The organism is Thioclava indica, from assembly GCF_000714545.1.
GTDB classification, from domain to species: Bacteria; Pseudomonadota; Alphaproteobacteria; order Rhodobacterales; family Rhodobacteraceae; genus Thioclava; species Thioclava indica.
On the sequence record NZ_AUNB01000014.1, the window covers coordinates 23,258 to 43,296 of the forward strand.

Annotated in this window: 17 protein-coding genes; 9 read left to right on the forward strand and 8 right to left on the reverse strand. The window is 60.4% G+C overall.

All coding sequences use genetic code 11. The annotated features are described in order from the left end of the window. The first annotated feature begins 31 nt into the window (after window positions 1–31). The 6 genes from DT23_RS04980 (at window position 32) to yghX (ending at window position 5,862) form a co-directional block, all read left to right on the forward strand. Entirely contained in the window at window positions 32–1,039 is a 1,008-nt protein-coding gene (locus tag DT23_RS04980; RefSeq protein WP_240473548.1) for an ABC transporter permease, read from the forward strand. Window positions 1,040–1,041: 2 nt separating this feature from the next. Continuing rightward, window positions 1,042–1,941, forward strand: a complete 900-nt coding sequence (locus tag DT23_RS04985; RefSeq protein WP_038128911.1) for an ABC transporter permease — start codon at window positions 1,042–1,044, stop codon at window positions 1,939–1,941. Further along, window positions 1,938–2,765: an ABC transporter ATP-binding protein gene (locus DT23_RS04990; RefSeq protein WP_038128913.1), complete on the forward strand. Its 828-nt coding sequence runs from the start codon at window positions 1,938–1,940 to the stop codon at window positions 2,763–2,765. Before DT23_RS04985 ends, DT23_RS04990 begins: the two co-directional genes overlap by 4 nt. 8 nt (window positions 2,766–2,773) lie before the next feature. After that, entirely contained in the window at window positions 2,774–3,535 is a 762-nt protein-coding gene (locus DT23_RS04995) for an ABC transporter ATP-binding protein (RefSeq protein WP_038128975.1), read from the forward strand. Continuing rightward, the gene (locus tag DT23_RS05000; RefSeq protein WP_081846923.1) at window positions 3,532–4,590 is read left to right on the forward strand and encodes a dipeptidase; all 1,059 of its coding nucleotides are present in this window, start codon (window positions 3,532–3,534) and stop codon (window positions 4,588–4,590) included. Before DT23_RS04995 ends, DT23_RS05000 begins: the two co-directional genes overlap by 4 nt. A gap of 372 nt (window positions 4,591–4,962) precedes the next feature. Continuing rightward, window positions 4,963–5,862 carry a YghX family hydrolase gene (yghX, locus tag DT23_RS05005; protein WP_038128915.1) on the forward strand — a complete coding sequence of 300 codons (900 nt, stop codon included), beginning with the start codon at window positions 4,963–4,965 and terminating at the stop codon, window positions 5,860–5,862. A gap of 27 nt (window positions 5,863–5,889) precedes the next feature. Here yghX and DT23_RS05010 read toward each other — a convergent pair whose 3' ends face one another. After that, a complete protein-coding gene (locus DT23_RS05010) occupies window positions 5,890–6,771 on the reverse strand; it encodes a GNAT family N-acetyltransferase (protein ID WP_338064215.1) in 882 nt (293 codons plus the stop codon). Here DT23_RS05010 and DT23_RS05015 point away from each other — a divergent pair. Genes DT23_RS05015 through DT23_RS05025 form a run of 3 tightly spaced genes read left to right on the forward strand, consistent with a single transcriptional unit; the run spans window position 6,770 to window position 9,716 of the window. Beyond that, entirely contained in the window at window positions 6,770–7,750 is a 981-nt protein-coding gene (locus DT23_RS05015; protein WP_038128916.1) for a Bug family tripartite tricarboxylate transporter substrate binding protein, read from the forward strand. The two genes, DT23_RS05010 and DT23_RS05015, sit on opposite strands and share 2 nt — an antisense overlap. 3 nt (window positions 7,751–7,753) lie before the next feature. Beyond that, a complete protein-coding gene (locus DT23_RS05020; RefSeq protein WP_038128917.1) occupies window positions 7,754–8,197 on the forward strand; it encodes a tripartite tricarboxylate transporter TctB family protein in 444 nt (147 codons plus the stop codon). A 13-nt stretch (window positions 8,198–8,210) separates the two neighbouring features. After that, window positions 8,211–9,716 carry a tripartite tricarboxylate transporter permease gene (locus DT23_RS05025; RefSeq protein WP_038128918.1) on the forward strand — a complete coding sequence of 502 codons (1,506 nt, stop codon included), beginning with the start codon at window positions 8,211–8,213 and terminating at the stop codon, window positions 9,714–9,716. Window positions 9,717–10,135: 419 nt separating this feature from the next. Here the strand turns inward: DT23_RS05025 and DT23_RS05030 are convergent, their stop codons facing one another. From DT23_RS05030 to DT23_RS05060, 7 genes are all read right to left on the reverse strand, one after another. Beyond that, window positions 10,136–10,513: a chemotaxis protein CheD gene (locus DT23_RS05030; protein ID WP_240473549.1), complete on the reverse strand. Its 378-nt coding sequence runs from the start codon at window positions 10,511–10,513 to the stop codon at window positions 10,136–10,138. Between the two features lie 134 nt (window positions 10,514–10,647). Further along, a complete protein-coding gene (locus DT23_RS05035; protein ID WP_051697053.1) occupies window positions 10,648–11,706 on the reverse strand; it encodes a protein-glutamate methylesterase/protein-glutamine glutaminase in 1,059 nt (352 codons plus the stop codon). Window positions 11,707–11,754: 48 nt separating this feature from the next. Then, window positions 11,755–14,856, reverse strand: a complete 3,102-nt coding sequence (locus DT23_RS18430; protein WP_051697054.1) for a methyl-accepting chemotaxis protein — start codon at window positions 14,854–14,856, stop codon at window positions 11,755–11,757. A gap of 158 nt (window positions 14,857–15,014) precedes the next feature. Continuing rightward, window positions 15,015–15,785 carry a squalene/phytoene synthase family protein gene (locus DT23_RS05045; RefSeq protein ID WP_038128919.1) on the reverse strand — a complete coding sequence of 257 codons (771 nt, stop codon included), beginning with the start codon at window positions 15,783–15,785 and terminating at the stop codon, window positions 15,015–15,017. Next, entirely contained in the window at window positions 15,782–17,404 is a 1,623-nt protein-coding gene (cimA, locus tag DT23_RS05050; protein ID WP_038128921.1) for a citramalate synthase, read from the reverse strand. Before cimA ends, DT23_RS05045 begins: the two co-directional genes overlap by 4 nt. Before the next feature lie 166 nt (window positions 17,405–17,570). After that, window positions 17,571–19,013: a cysteine--tRNA ligase gene (gene cysS, locus DT23_RS05055; RefSeq protein ID WP_038128923.1), complete on the reverse strand. Its 1,443-nt coding sequence runs from the start codon at window positions 19,011–19,013 to the stop codon at window positions 17,571–17,573. Between the two features lie 200 nt (window positions 19,014–19,213). Beyond that, window positions 19,214–20,008, reverse strand: a complete 795-nt coding sequence (locus DT23_RS05060; protein ID WP_038128924.1) for a class II glutamine amidotransferase — start codon at window positions 20,006–20,008, stop codon at window positions 19,214–19,216. Window positions 20,009–20,039: the final 31 nt, after the last annotated feature.

The window sequence follows — 20,039 nt, forward strand, 5'->3', positions numbered from 1 at the left end:
TCTCAGCGGGCGCCGTAGCGCCCGCTGGATCATGAAGATCCTCTCGACATTGGGCACAGTCGCGGTCACCTTTCTGGGGCTGCTGATCGTGACATTTCTGATCGGGCGTGTCGTGCCGGTCGATCCGGTGCTGTCGGTCGTAGGAGACCGCGCAACGCAGGCGCAATATGATGCGGCCTATCACGCGCTTGGCCTTGATAAGCCGCTGATCGAACAATTCTGGATCTGGCTGGTGAATGTGTTTCACGGCGATCTGGGCACCTCGAACCTGACGACCCGCCCGATTGCCGAAGATATCGCGCGGGTCTTTCCTGCGACGCTGGAACTGGCGACGGTCTCGATCATTCTGGGCACGGCAATCGGTATTCCGCTGGGCGTCTGGGCCGCGGTGCGTCAGGGCAAGCTGGTCGATCAGATTGTGCGCGTTGTGGGGCTGGTGGGCTATTCCGCGCCGGTCTTCTGGCTGGGTCTGATGGGGCTACTGCTGTTCTATTTCAAAATGGGCCTGATCTCGGGGCCCGGTCGGATCGATCTGTCTTACGAGTATGATTTCACGCCGGTGACAGGGCTGTTTCTGATCGACACGGCAATGCAGGGCGCATGGGGCGCGTTTGCCAATGTGTTCTCCCATATCATCCTGCCCGCCTCGCTGCTGGGCTATCTGTCGCTGGCCTATATCAGCCGGATGACGCGCTCTTTCATGCTCAACGAGCTGGGGCAGGAATATATCACCACCGCGCGCGTCAAAGGCGTGCCGGAATGGCGCATCATCTGGGGACAGGCGCTGCGCAATGCTGCGGTGCCGCTGGTGACTGTGGTGGCGCTGAGCTATGCGAGCCTGCTTGAGGGCTCTGTGCTGACCGAGACGGTCTTTGCCTGGCCTGGCCTTGGGCAATATCTGACCAATTCGCTGCAAAATGCCGATATGAACGCGGTGCTGGGGGGGACGCTGGTGATCGGGGCGATCTTTGTCGGGCTGAACATGCTGTCGGACCTGCTTTACACCCTGCTGGATGCGCGCACGAGGAACCGGAAATGAGCATGACACGCGAATGGTTGCTAAGCGACGCCCCGCTGTCACGCCGCCAAGCCAAGCTGGGGCAAGCCTATCGCACATGGCTTGGCTTTCGCACCAACGGGCTAGCGATGTTTGGCCTGTTGATCGTGGTGGTGCTGGTGCTGCTGGCGCTGTTTGCGCCTTGGCTGGCACCGCATGACCCGCTGACGGGGGATCTCAACACCACGCGCCTGCTGCCCCCCCTGACCGAGGGCTACTGGCTGGGCACCGACGATCAGGGGCGCGATATCCTCTCGCGGCTGATCTATGGCTCGCGCATTACTTTGGCGGTCGTGGCGCTTGTGGCGATATTGGCGACGCCGCTGGGGCTGCTGATTGGCACAACGGCAGGCTATTTCGGCGGCTGGGTCGATACCGTGTTGATGCGCTTCACCGACATCGTGCTGGCCTTCCCCAAGCTGATCCTTGCGCTGGCCTTCGTGGCTGCCTTGGGACCGGGGATCGAAAACGCGATCATCGCCATTGCGATCACCGCTTGGCCGCCCTATGCGCGCCTCGCTCGTGCCGAGACGCTGACCATCCGCAACTCCGATTTCATCGCCGCGACCAAGCTGCAAGGCGCATCTTCGGCGCGCATCATCTGGAAACATATCGTGCCGCTGTGCATGTCTTCGATCATCGTGCGTGTGACGCTGGATATGGCGGGCATCATCCTGACGGCGGCGGGCTTGGGTTTTCTGGGCTTGGGCGCGCAACCGCCGCAACCCGAATGGGGCGCGATGATCGCAGGCGGGCGCAATTTCCTGATCGATTATTGGTGGGTCGCCACGATGCCGGGGATCGCGATTTTCGTCGTCTCTCTGGGCTTTAACCTGCTGGGCGACGGGCTGCGCGATGTTCTTGATCCGAAAGGGCAAAAATGAGCCTGCTAGACGTCCAAAACCTTTACGTTACCTTTCCGACCCGCAATGGTCCGGTTGATGTGGTGCGTGGAGTCAGCTTTAACCTTGGCCGCGAACGTCTTGGAATCGTTGGAGAAAGTGGCTCTGGAAAATCCCAGACCGGGCGCGCGATCTTGGGGCTGACGCCGCCACCGGGCTCTGCGCGCGCCGACCAACTTAGCTTCGAGGGCACCGATCTGCGCAACCTCACGCCGAAACAATGGCGCAAACTGCGTGGCAAGCGGATGTCGATGGTGATGCAGGACCCGAAGTTTTCGCTGAATCCGGTGATGGCGGTGGGCAAGCAACTGATGGAGGTTTTGCGAACCCATGGCGCGGGCCGTGCTGCCGCCAAGCAAGCCGCGCTGGAAATGCTTGAAGCGGTGCAGATCCGCGACCCCGAGCGCGTCTTTCGCGCCTATCCGCACGAGCTGTCGGGCGGCATGGGCCAGCGCGTGATGATCGCGATGATGCTGGTATCGCAACCCGATCTGCTGATCGCGGATGAGCCGACCTCGGCGCTGGATGTCACGATCCAGATTGAGGTGCTGCGCATTCTCGACCGTCTCGTGGCCGAGCGCGGCATGGGGCTGATCTTCATCTCGCATGACCTGCGCCTTGTCAGTTCGTTCTGCGACCGCGTGCTGGTGATGTATGCCGGACGCGTCGTCGAGGAACTCAAGGCCTCGGAACTGGAGCAGGCCAAGCACCCCTACACCCAAGGGCTGATCAATTGCCTTCCCGACATCGACGAGGACCGCCACCCGCTTCCGGTGCTGGATCGAGACGGAGCTTGGGCAGAATGAGCAAACATATGCTGAGCGTGAATAACCTGGAGGTCACCTTCGTCAGTGGGCTGGATCAGATCCATGCCGTGCGGGGCGTCAGTTTTGACGTCAAGCCGGGCGAAAGCTATGGCATCGTGGGCGAGTCCGGCTCGGGCAAATCCACCGTGCTGCGCGCGATTTGCGGGCTGGCCCCAACCTCGGGCGGCGCGCTGCACCTGAACGGGACCGAGATCGCCACCCCGCGCCGCCCCGATTTCTACCGTCAGGTGCAGATGGTGTTTCAAGATCCCTATGCCTCGCTGCATCCGCGCCACACGATTGACTCCGTTCTGTCCGAGCCGCTTGCGATCCAAGGCTTTGATCGGCGCGACGAACGCATCGCGCAGGCGCTGGAAGATGTGGGCCTTGGCGTCGGGTTTCGCTTTCGCTATCCCCATCAGCTATCGGGCGGTCAGCGCCAGCGCGTCGCCGTTGCGCGCGCGCTGATCCTTGAGCCGCAAGTGATGTTGCTGGATGAGCCGACCTCGGCGCTCGACGCCTCGATTCAGGCCGAGGTGCTTAACCTGCTAGAGCGGCTACGGGCCGAGCGCGGGCTGACCTATGTGATGGTCTCGCATGATCTGGCCGTGATTTCGCATATGTGCGAGCGGCTGTTGGTGATGGAACACGGGCTGGCCGTCGAAGAGCTGACGCGCGAAGATCTGCGCGCGCGGCGTGCCAAGACCGATTATACCGCGAAACTTCTGCGGGCTTCCGCAGGCTACACAAAAGAGGACGTCCCCGCATGAGCGATCTGGTCCCGGTTTTTGACGGCCATAACGATTTTCTGTTGCGCCTTTTGCGCGATCCTGAGGCGCGCGCGACGACTTGGTTGACCAATACCGAGCAAGGGCAGCTTGATCTTCCGCGCATGAAGGCGGGCGGTTTCGCAGGCGGGTTCTTTGCCGTCTATATTCCTTCGCCCAAGGCGCATAACGATCCCGATTTCGAACGCCTGATGCGCAATCCGCCCTATAACCTGCCGCTGCCCCCCGAGATCCCTTTCGAACAGGCGCTGCCGGTGGCGATGGCGATGGTGGGCCATCTGCACTGGATGGAGCGCGAGGGGCATCTTGCGATCTGCCGCTCGACCGCCGACATCAAGGCGGCCATGGCGGCGGGCAAGATCGCCGCGATCCTGCATATGGAAGGGGCCGAGGCAATCGGTCCCGACCTCGACGCTCTGCATGTCTGGCACGCCGCCGGATTGCGCAGCCTCGGCCCGGTCTGGTCGCGCCCCACGGCGTTCGGTCATGGCGTGCCGTTTGCCTTCCCCAGTTCTCCCGACACAGGGGACGGATTGACCGAGGCAGGCAAGAGATTGGTCAAAGAATGCAATGCCTTGAAGGTCATGATTGATCTAAGCCATCTCAATGAAAAAGGCTTTAATGATGTCGCGGCGCTGTCGGATGCCCCCCTGATCGCGACCCATTCCAACGTCCATGCGATCTGTCCTTCTTCGCGCAATTTGACCGACCGTCAGCTTGCGATGATCCGCGAGAGCGACGGCATGGTCGGGCTGAATTATGCCGTCGGATTCCTGCGTGAAGACGGGGTGGCCGAGCCTTTCGACGGGTTTGATCCGATGCTGCGCCATCTCGATCACCTGATCGAGGCTTTGGGCGAGGATCGTGTCGGTCTGGGATCAGATTTCGACGGCGCGCAAATTCCGCCTGATCTGGGCGATGTCGCGGGCCTGCCTCGCCTGATCGACGCGATGCGCGCGCATGGCTATGACGCGCCGCTCATCGAAAAACTCGCCCATCGCAACTGGTTTGCAGCGCTGGATCGGGTCTGGGGTTAGCGCCCGCGCCAGAGGGGGTCCGCGCGCGCGGTCCGGATGGCCTTTGAGCATCAAGGTCTGAATAGCCCTATTCCACGTCTCAGTCCCTAACCGCTCGCTTCGGGCCGTCAGGTCAAAAACGTCACGGCGGGATGTTGCCGTCGCGCTGAGGTGCGTGTGCAAGTGACGGGCTCGCCATCAAACGCCCTAAAAACGCGGCTTTAGATGCGCGGCAAAGGCCTTCATCGCTCGGCACCACAGCGCATTAATCGCGGCGCACAAAGCCAGCGCGTACATTTTACCTATGCAAGAGACACCGCTTGGCCTCACACTTCCGTCTGTGACTCGCAATCAATCCGTTCAAATCGCATTCCGTAATCAGTGGAGGCTTTCATGAAAGACGACGCCCAAAACCGCTTGACCGCCAAGGATTTCGCCCCAGAACTACTGGAGCTTTATGATTTTTACGCCCATGGCATCATCACCAAACGCCAGTTCCTTGATCGTGCGGGCAAGTTCGCGATTGGCGGGCTGACGGCTGCGACGATCTTGTCGATGATGGGGCCGAATTACGCAATGGCCGAGCAGGTCAGCTTTACCGATCCCGACATCAAGGCCGAGTGGATCACCTATAACTCGCCCAATGGTCACGGCGAAATTCGCGCTTATATGGTGCGCCCGACGGCTTCGCCGCTGGCACCCGGCGTGGTTGTGGTGCACGAAAACCGCGGCCTTAACCCCTATATTCGCGATGTCGCGCGCCGCGTCGCCAAAGCTGGGTTTATCGCCATCGCGCCGGACGGGCTGACGCCGATGGGCGGTTATCCGGGCAATGACGAAGAGGGCCGCGCGCTACAGCAGCAGGTCGATCCCACCAAGCTGATGAATGATTTCTTCGCTGCGGTCGAGTTCATGATCGCGCATCCCGATGTGACGGGAAAAGTTGGCATTACCGGGTTTTGTTATGGTGGCGGCGTCGCCAATGCCGCAGCGGTGGCCTATCCCGAACTGGGCGCGGCGGTGCCATTTTACGGCCGCCAGCCCGAGGCCAAGGATGTGCCACGCATCCAAGCCCCGTTACTTTTGCATTATGCGGGTCTGGATGAGCGGGTGAATGCGGGTTGGCCTGCGTACCAAGAGGCGCTGGATGCCAATGACAAGACCTACGAGGCCTACATTTATGAGGGCGTAAACCACGGTTTTCACAACGATTCCACGCCACGCTACGATGAGGCAGCGGCGGAACTCGCTTGGTCGCGCACGATCGACTGGTTCAAACGCTATCTCGTGTAATCACGCGATGGCTGTGGGTCGACCTGCTTAACGCGGATGGGTTTCCAGCCGCCAAAGCAGGTTGGCCTTTACGCTGCCCCACTCGCTGGCAATGATGGAATAGGCCGCAGTGTCACGGATTGTGCCGTTGGGCATCACCGCCGCTGAGCGCAAGATCCCGTCGAGTTTCGCACCCACGCGTTCGATGGCGCGCCGACTTTGCACGTTGAGAACATGGGTGCGCAACTCCACGCAGATGCAATCCAACTCCTCAAAGGCATATTGCAACAACAGCAGCTTGCACTCGGTATTGAGCGGCGTCCGTTGCACGGATTTGCGATACCAGGTCGAGCCGATCTCAAGGCGCCGACTGGTGCTATCAATGTTCATGTAAGTCGTCATGCCCACCGCTTTGCCCGATGCGTTTTCGAGGATCGCGAAGGGCAGCATCGTGGGCAGCGCAAGTCTGCGCTCAATCTCAGCCGCCATACCGGCAGCGTCGGGAATGGTGGTGTACCAAATCTTGTGCAAGTCGCCATCAGTGCACGCCTCGACCAGATCATCATGGTGCTTTTGCGACAGCGGTTCGAGCGAGACGCATTTTCCCTCAAGCGAAAACGGTGCTGGCCAAACGCTCATATGTCTTCTCCGTTTCTCGCTTAACTCGGCTGGGACGTTTTCCACCGCCGCCTTGGAATTTACGGCACTCTTGCGCAGGATTTTGCGCCATGTCGAGAGCGTGGCTGAAAAACCCTGCGCGACGTCCCTGCCCGTCAGGCGGGCCGCGAAAGTCGGCAAAGCCCCGCGACCCAAAGGACAAATGCACGCCGCGCCGTGGCATATCAACACCTTGCAAAGGCGCGTCATTTCCGCGATCTTGCGCCCGGTTACATTGCTTTGATGCCAGATAATACCGGGGGACTTCACCATGATCATCTCGCGCCGCGCGGCCCTTTTGGGCGCTGCCGCTGTTTCGCTTTGCAAGCCTGCTTTGGCACAAGATGCCGCTTGGCCGAGCCAGCCGCAGCATGTGTTCGTGGGCTTTCCCGCAGGCTCCTCGCCCGATCTTCTGGCGCGGATCGTGACCGAACCGCTTGCTGCGAAACTTGGCCAGCCCATCGTGATCGAGAACAAACCCGGCGCGGGTGGTGTGATTGGCATCCAGCAGATGCTGAACGCAAAAGACCGCGACAACACCTTTGCCACCACGATCAACGGGCCGCTGACGACCGCGCCGCGCCTGACGCCGAACCTTGGCTATGACGTTGCCAAGGATATCGCGCCCGTCGTGCTGATCGCGACCTCGCCGCTGGTGCTTGTGGTTGCCGCCGACTTCCCCGCCGACGATCTGGCGGGCTTTATCGCCGCCGCTGGCAAAGAGCCCGAGGCGTTAAGCTATGGCTCGGTTGGCAAAGGCTCTGGCGCGCATCTGACGGCGGAACTGTTCTCCGACCGCGCGGGCGTCGAGATGCTGCATATCCCCTTCACCTCTTATGCCGAGGTCACGACCGCGATCATCGGGCATGAGATTGATAGCGGTTTCATGGCCCCTTCAGCGGCGATGCAATATGTCAAAGCGGGTAAGCTAAAGATCCTTGGCATCACCTCGCAAAAGCCGTTTGCACAGGCCCCCGGTGTGCCGGTGATGGCCGGACAGGCCGGGTTGCCTGCCGATTTCCGCGCCGAGTTGTGGAACGCATTTATCGCACCCGCTGGCACCGATGCGGGCGTTATTGCCACGCTTAACAGTGATATCAACGCGATCCTTGCCGATGAAGCGGTGCAAAAGCGGTTGCTGGATATGGGCTGGCAGGCAGCGGGCGGCACGCCTGAAGAACTGCAACAACGCATTGCCGATGACACCAAGATTTGGGGCGCTGTGCTCGACCGGATCGACGCGAAAAACTAAGCCATGAAACGCGACATTCCTGATCTGGCGGGCGGGCTTCTTTTGTCGGTGATCGGCGTGTTTGTGCTCGTTTACGCAAGCACGCAATACGATATCGGCTTGCTGCGCCGCATGGGACCGGGGTTTTTCCCCGCGCTGCTGGGCGGCGTGCTGGCGGTGTTGGGGCTGATGATCGCCCTGCCCGCCATCGCGCGCAAAGGGGCGCCGATCCGCATCGCGTGGAAAGAGGCACTTGCGGTGCTATCGGCGATCCTCGTCTTTGCCATGGGGCTTGAACGCGCGGGACTGGTGCCGGTGACATTGGCAAGCGTTCTGATCGCCTCAATCGCAGCCCCCGACCGCCGGATTGGCTGGCGGCTGGCGCTGGCGTTGATCGTCACCGCGCTGTCGGTCGTCGTGTTTCATTTCGGACTGAAAATGACCGTCCCGCTATGGCCGGGACAATGATGAGCGGTTGGGTATGAGCGGCTGGGAAGGCTTTCTGCACGGGCTAAGCGTTGCGGTGCAACCTGATGTGCTGATTTATTGCGTGTTTGGCGTGGTTTTGGGCACATTCGTCGGCGTTTTGCCCGGCATTGGCGCGATGGCGACGATCTCGCTTTTGCTGCCCATCACCTATTACCTGTCCCCCGAGGCGGCGCTCGTGATGCTGGCAGGCGTCTATTACGGCTCGCAATATGGCGGCGCGGTGGCCTCTATTTTATTGCGCCTGCCCGGCACACCGCAATCGGCTGTCACCACGCTGGACGGCTATCCGCTGGCGCAGCAAGGCCGTGCGGGCGTGGCGCTGTTTACCTCGATGATCTCCAGCTTTTTCGGCTCGTTCATTGGTATCTTTGTGTTGATCTTGCTGTCGGGTGTCTTGGCCAGTGCAGCAACCGCATTCGGGGCCGCGGATTATGCCGCGATGATGATTTTGGGCCTTGTCGCGGCCTCGACCATCGGCGCGAAACACCCCGCCAAGGGGCTGGCGATGGTGGTGCTGGGGCTGATCCTTGGCTGTGTCGGCACGGATGTGAATTCCGGCGTGCAGCGCTTCACCTTTGGGCAGACCGAGCTGATGGACGGCGTCAACCTTGTGGCGCTGGCGATGGGGTTGTTTGGCGTGGCCGAGGTGATCGCCAATATCCACGTCGCCGAGCGCACCGGCGTGCCGCCCCGCGTGGCCTTGCGCGATCTGCTACCAAGCCGCGCGGAGCTGCGCCGCATCCCCTTCCCTGCGCTGCGCGGCGCCAGTTTGGGCAGCTTCTTTGGCGCGCTTCCGGGGACCGGCTCGACGATTTCCTCGTTTCTCGCCTACGCCGCCGAGCGCCGCATTTCGCGCCACCCCGAGCGGTTCGGCAATGGCGCAATCGAAGGCGTCGCGGGCCCCGAGGCCGCCAATAATGCCGCCGCGATCAGCGCCTTTGTGCCCACGCTTGCGCTTGGGATCCCCGGCGATCCGATCATGGCCTTGATGCTGGGCGCGCTGGTCATTCACGGCGTGCAGCCCGGACCGCTGATGCTAGAGGCGCGCCCCGATATGTTCTGGGGGCTGATCGCGAGTTTCGGCATCGGTAATCTGTTGTTGCTGATCCTGAACCTGCCTTTGATCGGTATCTGGGTGTCGATGCTGCGCATCCCGTTTCGCTGGCTGTATCCGGCGATCCTGATTTTCGTCTGCCTAGGCGTTTATTCCGTGCGCGGGTCGAGCTTTGATATCTTCGCGGTCGCCCTGATCGGCGCGATTGGCTACGCGCTGTCACTGGCGCGCTTTAACCCCGCGCTTCTGCTGCTGGGATTCGTGCTGGGGCCGCTGATCGAAACCAACCTGCGCCGCGCCCTTTTGATCTCGCGCGGCGATGCGATGGTGTTCTTGCAACGCCCGATTGCGGCGGCCTTCGTGATCGCGACCGGGCTTTTGATCGTGATGGCGCTTGTGCAGACGATCCGGCGCAAATCACGCGGCGCGCAAGAGGCGGCTTGAGGTCTGCGACTGGCTTGCAATCGGTCTTGCCCAACAGCCCCCAACCGTTTTACCGCACCAAGCCGCCCTCTCGCTCGCGCGCGCAGGCTGCGGAAAAGCCACTGCGGGACACCTAAGGGGAGCGTTGCCCGTCGGGCCATATTTCGTTAGGCGCATCATCTCTTCGCACATCGCCTCAGCGTCAACGGCGTCAAACTTTCGGTATTTGCCTTGCAATTGATACGTCTCAGTAGAAGCACGCCGGCGTCATGCCCCCAAGGCCGCCACCTCCCGCGCCCAATGATGCACGCCATTACAGGGCGCCATGGCCTTAAAACAGCATTGTCACGCCGAGCCATGAGGTGAACCGCATGGGATGCCTTAACTGTCTAACACCCCAGATACTCGGGTCCTAACTGGTGCTCACTCTGCGCAGAGTGTCAGAACAGTTCAACATCGCTATAAACCTCCGGTGCTTTGACAGGTTCAAATATCTGCGCCTCCCCGAGTAGTTTTTGACGCGCACGCCCACTATCAGGCCAGAATTCGACCCGACGAGCCTGCGTGCCGCCCAGGCTTTGTCCGGCACATTCGATCCCTTCGCGGCGCAGAAACTCAAGGATGAAATGCGCGTTTTTCTGTCCAACATCCGAAAGCCCCTCAATCATGCGCGCCCCGCCAAATACCTTACATTTCAGTTGCCCGCGCCGCGCACCTAACTTTATTAAATCATTTATCAAAAGCTCCATGGCGTTGACGCCAAAGCTTGCCGCTTGCACGCTGACATTGTTGCTTTCGGGTAGCAAAAAGTGGTTCATGCCGCCCACTTTCGCGCCCTCGTCATACACGCAAGACGCAACGCACGACCCCAATATCGTGGTGATAGAGCGCCCCCCTTCACCAGATGCGGCATATTCGCCTTGTGAAATATGCTGTGGGCGCATCGGATTGCTCATACTGCCCTCCCGCGCGTCACAAAGCCCTGTGTCGCACGCCGTTGGGACGAGCATAGTGCCAAAACCTCACCCGCCATCGCCTCTAGGGGGACTGCGCGCTCAGCTGCGCCCGTTTGCAACGCAACCTTTGGCATCCCAAAGACCACCGAGCTGGCCTCATCTTGCGCCAAACAACGCGCGCCCGCGCGCCTAAGCGTCATCATCCCGTCCGCGCCATCGCGCCCCATCCCCGTAAGAAGAACACTGACGGCGCGTTCACCAAGAAACTGGGCAGACTCGAACAAGACATCCACTGACGGTCGATGTCCGCTGCGTTTGTCACCCGCGACAAGCTTACACAGAGCAGGCTCCCCGCGCGTCAGCGCAAGATGGTGCGCACCACCGGGCGCAAGGTATACGCGGCCCTGCTCAAGCGGTGCTTGGGGGCTAGCGAGCGCAAATTGTGGCACGATTTGGCGTTGCAACCGTGCCGCGAAGCTGGCCAAAAACGTCTCGGGCATATGTTGCGTGATCACCGTTGGCGGACAGTTTTCCGGAAACTCCGACAGAAGGGTTTCCAGCGCATCAACGCCACCGGTCGAGGAGCCCACAAGAATGACGTTTCCATTCCAATCAAACCCTGTGGCGGGTGTGAGTTTTGGGCGGGGGCCTGCGGTGTGCAACCGCGCATTTGCAGCAGCGACCAGCAGGTCCGCCAAATTCCAGAAAGCGTCTGCCGTCGCCTCTACGCGCGGTTTCCCGATACATTCCACAGCTCCCAGAGACAGCGCCTCTAAAGCTGCGGCCGAGCCTTTATGTGTTTCCGTCGACACCATAATGACAGGCATCGGCCGCAATCGCATCAGCTTCTCTAGAAACTCCAGCCCGTTCATACGCGGCATTTCCACATCCAGCGTCAAAACATCGGGATTGAGCAGCTTTATCTTTTCGCGTGCCTCGTAAGGATCGGCGGCCTCGCCAATCACCTGCAACCGAGAGTCGTTGGCAATGCTTGACCGGATCAGATGACGGATCGTTGCGGAATCATCTACAATTAGAACTTTTTTGACCGGCATGCTGTCTCCTTAAAGCGATCAATTACGAGGCGCTTGGGCCGGGACATGTCAGAAATCCTCCCAGTCATCCTCACTTGCCTCATACTTGAGCGCGACATTTCCCTGCTGAACCGATGGTGCGTGCGACACGATCGGTTTGGACGGTGCGTCTGGCAAAGGGTCCGCCGGGCGTGGCGGGGCTATGGGCGAAGTGCTATGCACGACTGGCGCCTGCGGTTTTGGTTTCTGTGTCGGCACAACCGATGTCACGGGCACCTTAAAATGCTGCATCGTTTCGTTCAGTTCGCGCGCGCCGCGATTGAGAGAATGGCTTGCAGCGGTGGTTTGCTCAAACATCGCCGCATTCTGCTGGGTCACTTGGTCAAGCTGAGCCATCGCTGTATTGATTTCTGTTAAGCTGAGCGCCTGCTCGCGCGCGTTTTGCGCGATTTGCGAAACCCGTCCAGCCACGTCAAGCACCGAGCCCAGAATTCCCTCAAGCGCATGTCCGGTTTCCCCGACAAGATCCACGCCGCGCGTTACGTGATCGGAAGAGGCTGTGATAAGTGTGTCGATCTCACGCGCCGCATCGGAGGAGCGTTGCGCCAAAGCGCGCACCTCAGATGCAACCACCGCGAAACCGCGACCCGCCTCTCCCGCGCGCGCGGCTTCGACACCTGCGTTCAAAGCGAGCAGATTGGTTTGGAATGCGATTTCGTCAATCACGCCAATGATCTTGGAAATCTGCTGCGAACTGGTCTCGATTTCACTCATCGCGGACACGGCTTGCTTTACGATTTCACCGGAATCTTCGGCGCTTTTGCGCGCATCTGAGACCACGCGATCTGCTTCGGCAACGCCCTGAGCCGACGCACTCACCGAAGCGCTCAGCTCCCCCAACGCGGCAGCGGTTTGCTCTAGCGTTGCGGCCTGCTGTTCCGTGCGTTTGGACAGATCTTCGGACGCATTGGAAATCTCTCGTGCCTCGCTATCAATCGTTGTGGCGTTTTCATTTACAATCTGCATAGCGGCGCAAAGATTGCCGATGGCAGCATTAAAATCGGCTCTAAGGGGTTCGTATTGCGCATCGAATGCGTCAGAAATTTCAGTGCTCAGATCTCCGCGCGAAAGCGCGCCCAGCCCAAGGCGCAGCGCCTCTACGACGGTATTCTGCGCAGCCGTCATGGCAGAGTTATGCGCTTGCGCCTCCTCAAGCGCGGCATTGGACGCGGTAATATCCACCGCAATGAGAACGATTTTCATCATCCGCGCACTGCGATCGGCAACCGGGTTGATCGTCCCCTCGATCAGGTGGCTTCGCCCATCTGGACCTTTAAGCTGAAACCGGCCCTGCACAGCCTTTAGCGAGGACGGCGCGCTCCAAATATCATGGCCATCAGGGGCGGACAGAATGCTGCGCATATCCTTGCCAAGGAGTGTGGCACTCTGTGGGCCAAGCATGGCGCAGATTTTGTCGTTCAAGCGTGTAATCGAGAAGTCTGGATTAATGTCGCAAACCAATTGATGGGCATCAATCGAGTCAATCAGCGCCCGCTGCGCACGCAGTTGCGTCACCTCGCGCCATTCCACCACGAACCCGATGATGGTGTCGGCTTCATCCGTGATTTCGCTGACATCCACGCCAAAACGCCCGTCGCCAACCTTGATGTCGACATGGAACGGCATATGCGCGCGATCGTTGAGCATGGCACGCGCTTTTTCCGGCATCACATGAAAATCATCCATCGAGCGACCCACCAACGCATCCGCATCAAGATCTGGCGTCACCTTGCGAAACTCATCAATCTGGCTGGCGACAAGTCTGATCACCGCTTTATTGACATGGATGATGCGAAAATCGGGGTCGATCATCATCAATGCAGCCGAGGCGTTTTGAAACACGGTGCCTTGGATATGCGCCTCTTGCTGCACAGCGTCGGCTTTAAGCAAGTCGGCACGCAAATCGTCAAGCGCATAGGCGATGATGCCCACCTCATCGCGTCGTGCCGTGCCGTGCACCTGCTGTTCCCGCTCTCCCGTTGCGATTGCGCGGATCGTCGCGCCGAGTTGGCGCAACGGCGTAGATACCGAGCGCGCCATTATGGCCGAGAGGCCCCCGAGCGCCAGAACCAGCCAACTCGCATGTAACAGCATTGAGCGCGCGAGCGTCGTAGCTGGCGCAAACAATTCGGTTTGGTCTTGTTCAACCACCGCACCGTAAGCGCGCCCGAAAAGCGAAAAGGGCATATAGGCGGCCGTCACGGATTGGCCCGCAAGCCCGGTCTGTTCAATCAAACCACTGCCACCCGCAAGCGCATCTTTGACGGCATCCGTGTCTATAACAGAACCGAGCCCGAGTCCCCCAACCGGGTGTCGCAACGCATTGAGTAAGCCCCCGGACTGATCGACAATAAAGCCTTGTCCAGTGTCCCCCAATCCGCGATCGCCCCCGATGATTTCCCCAAGATCGGCTGCGGGAATACGAACGGCAACCATCCCAAGACGCATCCCATTGGCGCTGACAACGGGCATCGTTGCGTGAATCTCGGCATTGCCATCGCCGATCTGAATTTCGCTGGTGAAAATCTGCGCGCCCGTCGCCTGAGCGCCCTTTTGCGCAAGCACCGCCAACGGACCCAAGCCTTGCGAAAGATCGGACGCAAAGACGTCATCCTTGTTGATCGAATAAACCACGTCCCCCTTACGGTCGATCAGATACAGATCGCTGTAGCCTTTCTGCGCAGCCTCGGTGCGAAACCCAGCATGATAGCGGCGGTGTTGGATCGAATAATCAGTCGCATCGCTCGCGTAATCAAGCTTTGCGCGCGCCTCGGGGCTATTGGGGTTCTCGTCGCGATAGGCGCGCGCCACGGTCTCGGCCGCGCTGTCGCCAAGTTGTTTCCAACCGCGATCAAAGTCATACAGCGCGCGCGCGGTGACTGCGTTGCCCGCCAGAGAGCGCAGGTCGCTTTGCACCCGGTCTTGCCAGCCCTCAATCCTGGCGACGCGCGCGTTCAAGGTGCGTTCCAAGCGCGCCGACCCTTCGCTTTGCAGCAATCCATACGCCTCTCGATAGGCGGTAACACCCATGATCGTCAGCGCCACCATCGCAATCGCGACGAGCATCAAAGGAAGCTTGATCGACAGCTTCAGATTGTTCAAAAAGCGCATGCAAATACTCCGGCCGGACGGGGGTCAGCGATCTTGGCCGGCCCGTTTCGGGACAGCTTTGATGCGACCATCGCGCCAAGACCTAAAGATTTGCTAAATTCTGATCGGGTTTAACGACGGGTGATCATTAAAATTCTAACGAACACCCAGATCGCGCCTCAGACGCCGCGCAACGCGGCGCGCAACAGCCCCGCCCTGCGCGAAAATTCTGACAGTTCCAGCCCGCCTTTCGCCACAGTTTCCGGCGCGACTGTGACCCGTTTGAGCAATGCGCGCGCTTGCCAACCGGGCAAAAGTGCGGCGCGCGAATCCCCCTGGAGCGCACGCGATTTACGTGCGAAATCAAGGCGTTCAAGCCCCTCTCGGGCGAGTGGTTTCAGCGCGTTAACCGACAGATCTGCCAGCGGAGCGCGGGCGCGCGAAACCAGTTCGGGCACCGCCTGCAAAAACGCCGCCAAGCCCGCAGCCGCGCCAAAGGCGCGCACCGTCACCTCGGCCTGTGCCTCTGCACCAAGCGCCTCGGCAGCGGCCCAATAAACGCTGCCTGCGGTCTGATCGAGATAGGCCCAAAGCGCGGGCGCGTCCGCATGCGGCTCGGGCCAGCAATCGGCGCGGCGCGCCTCGGCCACGGCAATCAGATGGCGCGCGGGCGTGGCGACCTGCACCAAAGCGGGACCGATTTCATGGGGCGGTTCGCTTCCCTCGCTCACCCCTTCAAGCGCATCGATCCACCATTGCAGACGCATTTCAGAGACCATCGGCTCGGACGACGCCCATGGCGCGCGCGCGATTTCCAGATTGGCAGCATATAGCGGCCAAAGCCGGTCGCGCAGCGGCGCGGGTGTGGCCATGGTCGCGGCGAAACGGTCGGGATCGCCCTTGCGCACGGCTTCGGCACAGGCTTGCAAACTGGCGGCCAGATCGCTCATGCCGGTTGCGCCCCGTCGCGCAGCAGCTTCCAGATCATCGCATCCAGAAGCGCCTCGAAACTGGCATCGACTATGTTGGGCGACACGCCCACGGTGGACCAGCGCCGCCCGGCCCCGTCTTCGCTATCGATAATCACGCGGGTCACGGCCTCGGTGCCGCCTTGGGTGATACGGACGCGGAAATCGACCAGTTTCATGTCGTCGATATAGCTTTGATAGGGGCCAAGGTCTTTGCTAAGTGCTTTGGACAGCGCGTTGACGGGGCCGCGATCATGGCCCTGATCGTCCATGCTCTCGCTTACCGACAGCATCTTTTGGCCTGCCACTTTCACCACCACCACCGCCTCGGAAATCGAGATCATCTTGTCGTAGCGGTTCTTGCGCCGCTCAACCGTGACCTTATAGCGCTTGACCTCGAAGAACTGCGGCAGCTGGCCCAGTTCGGCCCGCGCGAGCAGCTCGAAACTGGCCTGCGCGCCGTCATAGGCGTAGCCCTGATCCTCGCGCTCTTTGATCAGATTGAGGATGCGGGGCAGCGCAGGGTTGTCGCGCGCCACCTCAATGCCCATGGATTTCAACCGCGCACGCAGGTTGGACTGGCCCGCCTGATTGGACATCGGGATGAGGCGCGTATTGCCGACCACAGCGGGGTCGATATGTTCATAGGTCGAGGGGTCTTTCAGGATCGCGCTGGCATGCAGCCCCGCCTTATGCGTAAACGCCGAGGCCCCGACATAAGGCGCGCTACGCAGCGGCACGCGGTTCAAAATATCGTCGAGCTTGCGCGAGAGTTTGGTGAGACCGGCCAGCGCCTCGGCCGAAATGCCGGTTTCCAGCGTGGAGGCGTAGGGGTCCTTCAGCAGCAACGTTGGGATCAGCGAGATCAGATTGGCATTGCCGCAGCGCTCGCCCAGCCCGTTCAGCGTGCCCTGCACCTGACGCACCCCGGCCTCAATCGCGGCCAGGCTCCCGGCCACGGCATTGCCGGTATCGTCATGGCAATGGATACCCAAGTGATCGCCCGGAATGCCCGCCGCGATCACCGCGCCCACGATCTGCGCGATCTCGGCAGGCAGCGTGCCGCCATTGGTATCACACAGAACGATCCAGCGCGCGCCCGCCTTATGCGCCGCCTGACAGCATTGCAGCGTATAATCGGGATTCGCCTTATAGCCGTCAAAGAAATGCTCGGCGTCAAACAGTGCCTCGCGGCCTTGAGCCACCATATGGGCAACGCTTGCGCGGATGTTTTCGAGGTTCTCGTCCAGCGTGATCCCCAGCGCCGCCGTGACGTGGAAATCATGCGTCTTGCCCACAAGGCACACGGCGGGCGTATTGGCATTCATCACCCCTGCCAGCACATCGTCATTCCCCGCCGAGCGCCCTGCCCGTTTGGTCATGCCAAAGGCGGTAAAGGTGGCGCGGGTTTGGGGCCGCGCGTCGAAGAAATCGCTATCGGTCGGGTTCGCGCCGGGCCAGCCGCCCTCAATATAATCAATCCCGATACCGTCAAGCGCCTGCGCAATCTCGATCTTTTCAGGCACCGAGAACTGTACCCCCGCCGTCTGCTGACCATCGCGCAGAGTGGTGTCGTAAAGGTAGAGGCGTTGCTTGGTCATGATTTTGCGCCCTCATCACAGAAATATCGTGCGCCAAGTGAGACGCCCGTGGCAACGCTCGCAACCGGATCGCTTGCGATCCGGTTCGCCCCCGACCCGCCCCCCAGGGCGGGGGCGAAGATGCCCCCACCCTCGGGCCGGGGGCGAACCTCTGTTCCGAGCACCATCACAGCCCCTCCAGCTTGGCTGGGTCGAAATCCGGACCGGGCAGCAATTCCACCCCGGCCTTTGACATGCGGACCTCGACACCTGCCGCAACGAGCACCTGCTTCATAGCATCGAGCTTGGAGAAGTCCTTGGTCTCCATCGCGGTGTCGCGAAGCTCTGAAAGTTGATTCTCAAGAACGCCAAAATCAAATTGTTTAGAAAACCATTCTCCAGTCGTCGGAAGCAGCAAACCCAAAAGATGCGCAGAAGCGACAAATTTTGCTTCGTTTGCTTCCGTCTCGCGGGGACTAGAAACATCAGATTTGCTCTGCATCCACTGAAGAAAAATTACGTCCAGGAGCCTCGCGGCCTCGCTCGTATTCAAATCATTGGCGAGAGCATCAATAATTTTTTCATCGGGTTTACTTGGTTTAACTCCGGTGAGTTCTTCTCTCCAACGATACAAGCGGTTGTAGGCGTCGCGTCTCTTCTCGTCGGTCCAATCCATCGTTTTCGAGTAGTGCGTCCTTAAGAAGATATACCGGATCACCTCACCCGGCACACCCTGATCCAGCAAATCGCGCACGGTAAAGAAATTGCCCAAAGACTTGGACATTTTCTTGCCCTCGACCTGCAACATCTCGTTATGCACCCAATAGTTCGCGAAGCTGCCTTCGGGATGGGCGCAGCAGCTTTGCGCGATCTCGTTTTCGTGGTGGGGGAATTGCAGATCAATGCCGCCGCCGTGGATGTCGAAAGACGCGCCCAGCAGCTCGTAGCTCATCGCCGAGCATTCGATATGCCAGCCCGGACGCCCGCGCCCCCAAGGGCTGTCCCAGCCGGGTTCGTTGGCATCCGAGGGCTTCCAGAGCACGAAATCCATCGGGTCTTCTTTGAAGGGCGCGACTTCAACCCGCGCGCCTGCGATCATGTCATCGACGGTGCGCCCCGAGAGCGCGCCGTACTTCTGATAGCTGCGCACGCGGAACAGCACATGGCCTTCGGCGGCGTAGGCGTGACCCTCGCCGACCAGCTTTTCAATCATCGCGATCATCGCGCCGATATAATCGGTCGCGCGCGGCTCATAGGTCGGACGCAGCGCGCCGAGCGCGTCCATATCGGCGTGATACCAGCCGATGGTTTCCTCGGTGCGCGCGCGGATGAGATCCTCTAACGAGCCCTCTGCCCCCGCCTTCTGGCGCGCCAAAGCGGTCGCGTTGATCTTGTCATCAACGTCGGTGAAATTGCGCACATAGGTGATCTTGCCCCAGCCATTTTCCTTGGCCACATGTCGCAACAGCCGATAGAGCACGTCAAACACCACGACCGGGCGCGCATTGCCTAAGTGAGCGCGGTCATAGACCGTCGGGCCGCACAGATACATCCGCACGTTTTGCGCGTCGATGGGCGTGAAATCCTCGACCTTGCGGGTCATGGAGTTGCGCAAACGGATCTGGGTCATATGTCCTCGCAATAGGCAAAGCTGAACCTGCCGGCGGGCTTACAAGGTCATGGCAATTTTGGAAAGAGAAGACCGGCCCGCGTGACAGATGTCAGCGGATAATGCAGCAAATGATGATGCTCTCGGTTCTCATGAAGCAAACCCTAGACCCGACGTGCCGCGCCGTCCAGCCCTTTTGAGAGTGCGACTGCGCATGGTGTTCACGACGCAAGAGGCATACGCACAGGCGCAAACGGCTCGATGCTCACGCGCTTGCCCTCAAAGGTGCAAAACGTGCCCGGCGGCACCTCGTGCCAATCGCTTTCATCGACCTCCAGCGGCTCAGACACCACTGCGCGTCCCCGGCGCGTATCCGACCAGCGGTGATACAGCGAGGGCGCGTGATCATCGCTCGCATAGCGCACCGCATACAGGCGCACGCCATCAGAAAACGCCGCCGTCAGCCGCATATACGGAGCCGCACCGCGTTCGCGCGCCAGCGTTTCAAAGCGCGCGGTGGCCCGTTCAAGCGCACATTTCGGATCAGCCTCCATCCCCTCGGCCATCGCGACCAAAAACAGCGCCTCGCTATCGGTGGCACCACGGCGTTCGGGATACAGGCTTTCGGGGATCATCATCTCACCGGCGCGGCGAAACCCGTCATAGCCGCCGATCTGCCCGTTATGCATGAAGGACCAACGGCCATGGCGAAACGGGTGGCAATTGTTGCGCGAGGTCGCAGACCCTGTCGAAGCGCGCACATGGGCCAGAAACAGCCCCGATTTCACAGTCTCGGTGAGCGAGCGCAAGTTCGGATCCGACCAAGCGGGCATTACATCGCGATACAGCCCCGGTTCAGGGCGCTCGCCATACCACGCCACGCCAAACCCATCGGCGTTAATCGCGGTGTGACACATCGTGGCACATTGGCTTTGATGGATCAGCGAATGGCCGGGGCGGCTGACAATGTCTTCGATGAAGATCGGCTCTCCGACATAGGCGGCCCAACGGCACATTCTCTATTTCCTATCAATACGTTGCAAGACG

Bases quoted from the DNA above. Each gene is read 5' to 3' on its own strand.
- DT23_RS04980 (WP_240473548.1), top strand. From the start codon at position 32: ATGAAGATCCTCTCGACATTGGGCACAGTCGCGGTCACCTTTCTGGGG.
- DT23_RS04985 (WP_038128911.1), top strand. From the start codon at position 1,042: ATGACACGCGAATGGTTGCTAAGCGACGCCCCGCTGTCACGCCGCCAA.
- DT23_RS04990 (WP_038128913.1), top strand. From the start codon at position 1,938: ATGAGCCTGCTAGACGTCCAAAACCTTTACGTTACCTTTCCGACCCGC.
- DT23_RS04995 (WP_038128975.1), top strand. From the start codon at position 2,774: ATGCTGAGCGTGAATAACCTGGAGGTCACCTTCGTCAGTGGGCTGGAT.
- DT23_RS05000 (WP_081846923.1), top strand. From the start codon at position 3,532: ATGAGCGATCTGGTCCCGGTTTTTGACGGCCATAACGATTTTCTGTTG.
- yghX (WP_038128915.1), top strand. From the start codon at position 4,963: ATGAAAGACGACGCCCAAAACCGCTTGACCGCCAAGGATTTCGCCCCA.
- DT23_RS05015 (WP_038128916.1), top strand. From the start codon at position 6,770: ATGATCATCTCGCGCCGCGCGGCCCTTTTGGGCGCTGCCGCTGTTTCG.
- DT23_RS05010 (WP_338064215.1), bottom strand. From the start codon at position 6,771: ATGGTGAAGTCCCCCGGTATTATCTGGCATCAAAGCAATGTAACCGGG.
- DT23_RS05020 (WP_038128917.1), top strand. From the start codon at position 7,754: ATGAAACGCGACATTCCTGATCTGGCGGGCGGGCTTCTTTTGTCGGTG.
- DT23_RS05025 (WP_038128918.1), top strand. From the start codon at position 8,211: ATGAGCGGCTGGGAAGGCTTTCTGCACGGGCTAAGCGTTGCGGTGCAA.
- DT23_RS05030 (WP_240473549.1), bottom strand. From the start codon at position 10,513: ATGAACCACTTTTTGCTACCCGAAAGCAACAATGTCAGCGTGCAAGCG.
- DT23_RS05035 (WP_051697053.1), bottom strand. From the start codon at position 11,706: ATGCCGGTCAAAAAAGTTCTAATTGTAGATGATTCCGCAACGATCCGT.
- DT23_RS18430 (WP_051697054.1), bottom strand. From the start codon at position 14,856: ATGCGCTTTTTGAACAATCTGAAGCTGTCGATCAAGCTTCCTTTGATG.
- DT23_RS05045 (WP_038128919.1), bottom strand. From the start codon at position 15,785: ATGAGCGATCTGGCCGCCAGTTTGCAAGCCTGTGCCGAAGCCGTGCGC.
- cimA (WP_038128921.1), bottom strand. From the start codon at position 17,404: ATGACCAAGCAACGCCTCTACCTTTACGACACCACTCTGCGCGATGGT.
- cysS (WP_038128923.1), bottom strand. From the start codon at position 19,013: ATGACCCAGATCCGTTTGCGCAACTCCATGACCCGCAAGGTCGAGGAT.
- DT23_RS05060 (WP_038128924.1), bottom strand. From the start codon at position 20,008: ATGTGCCGTTGGGCCGCCTATGTCGGAGAGCCGATCTTCATCGAAGAC.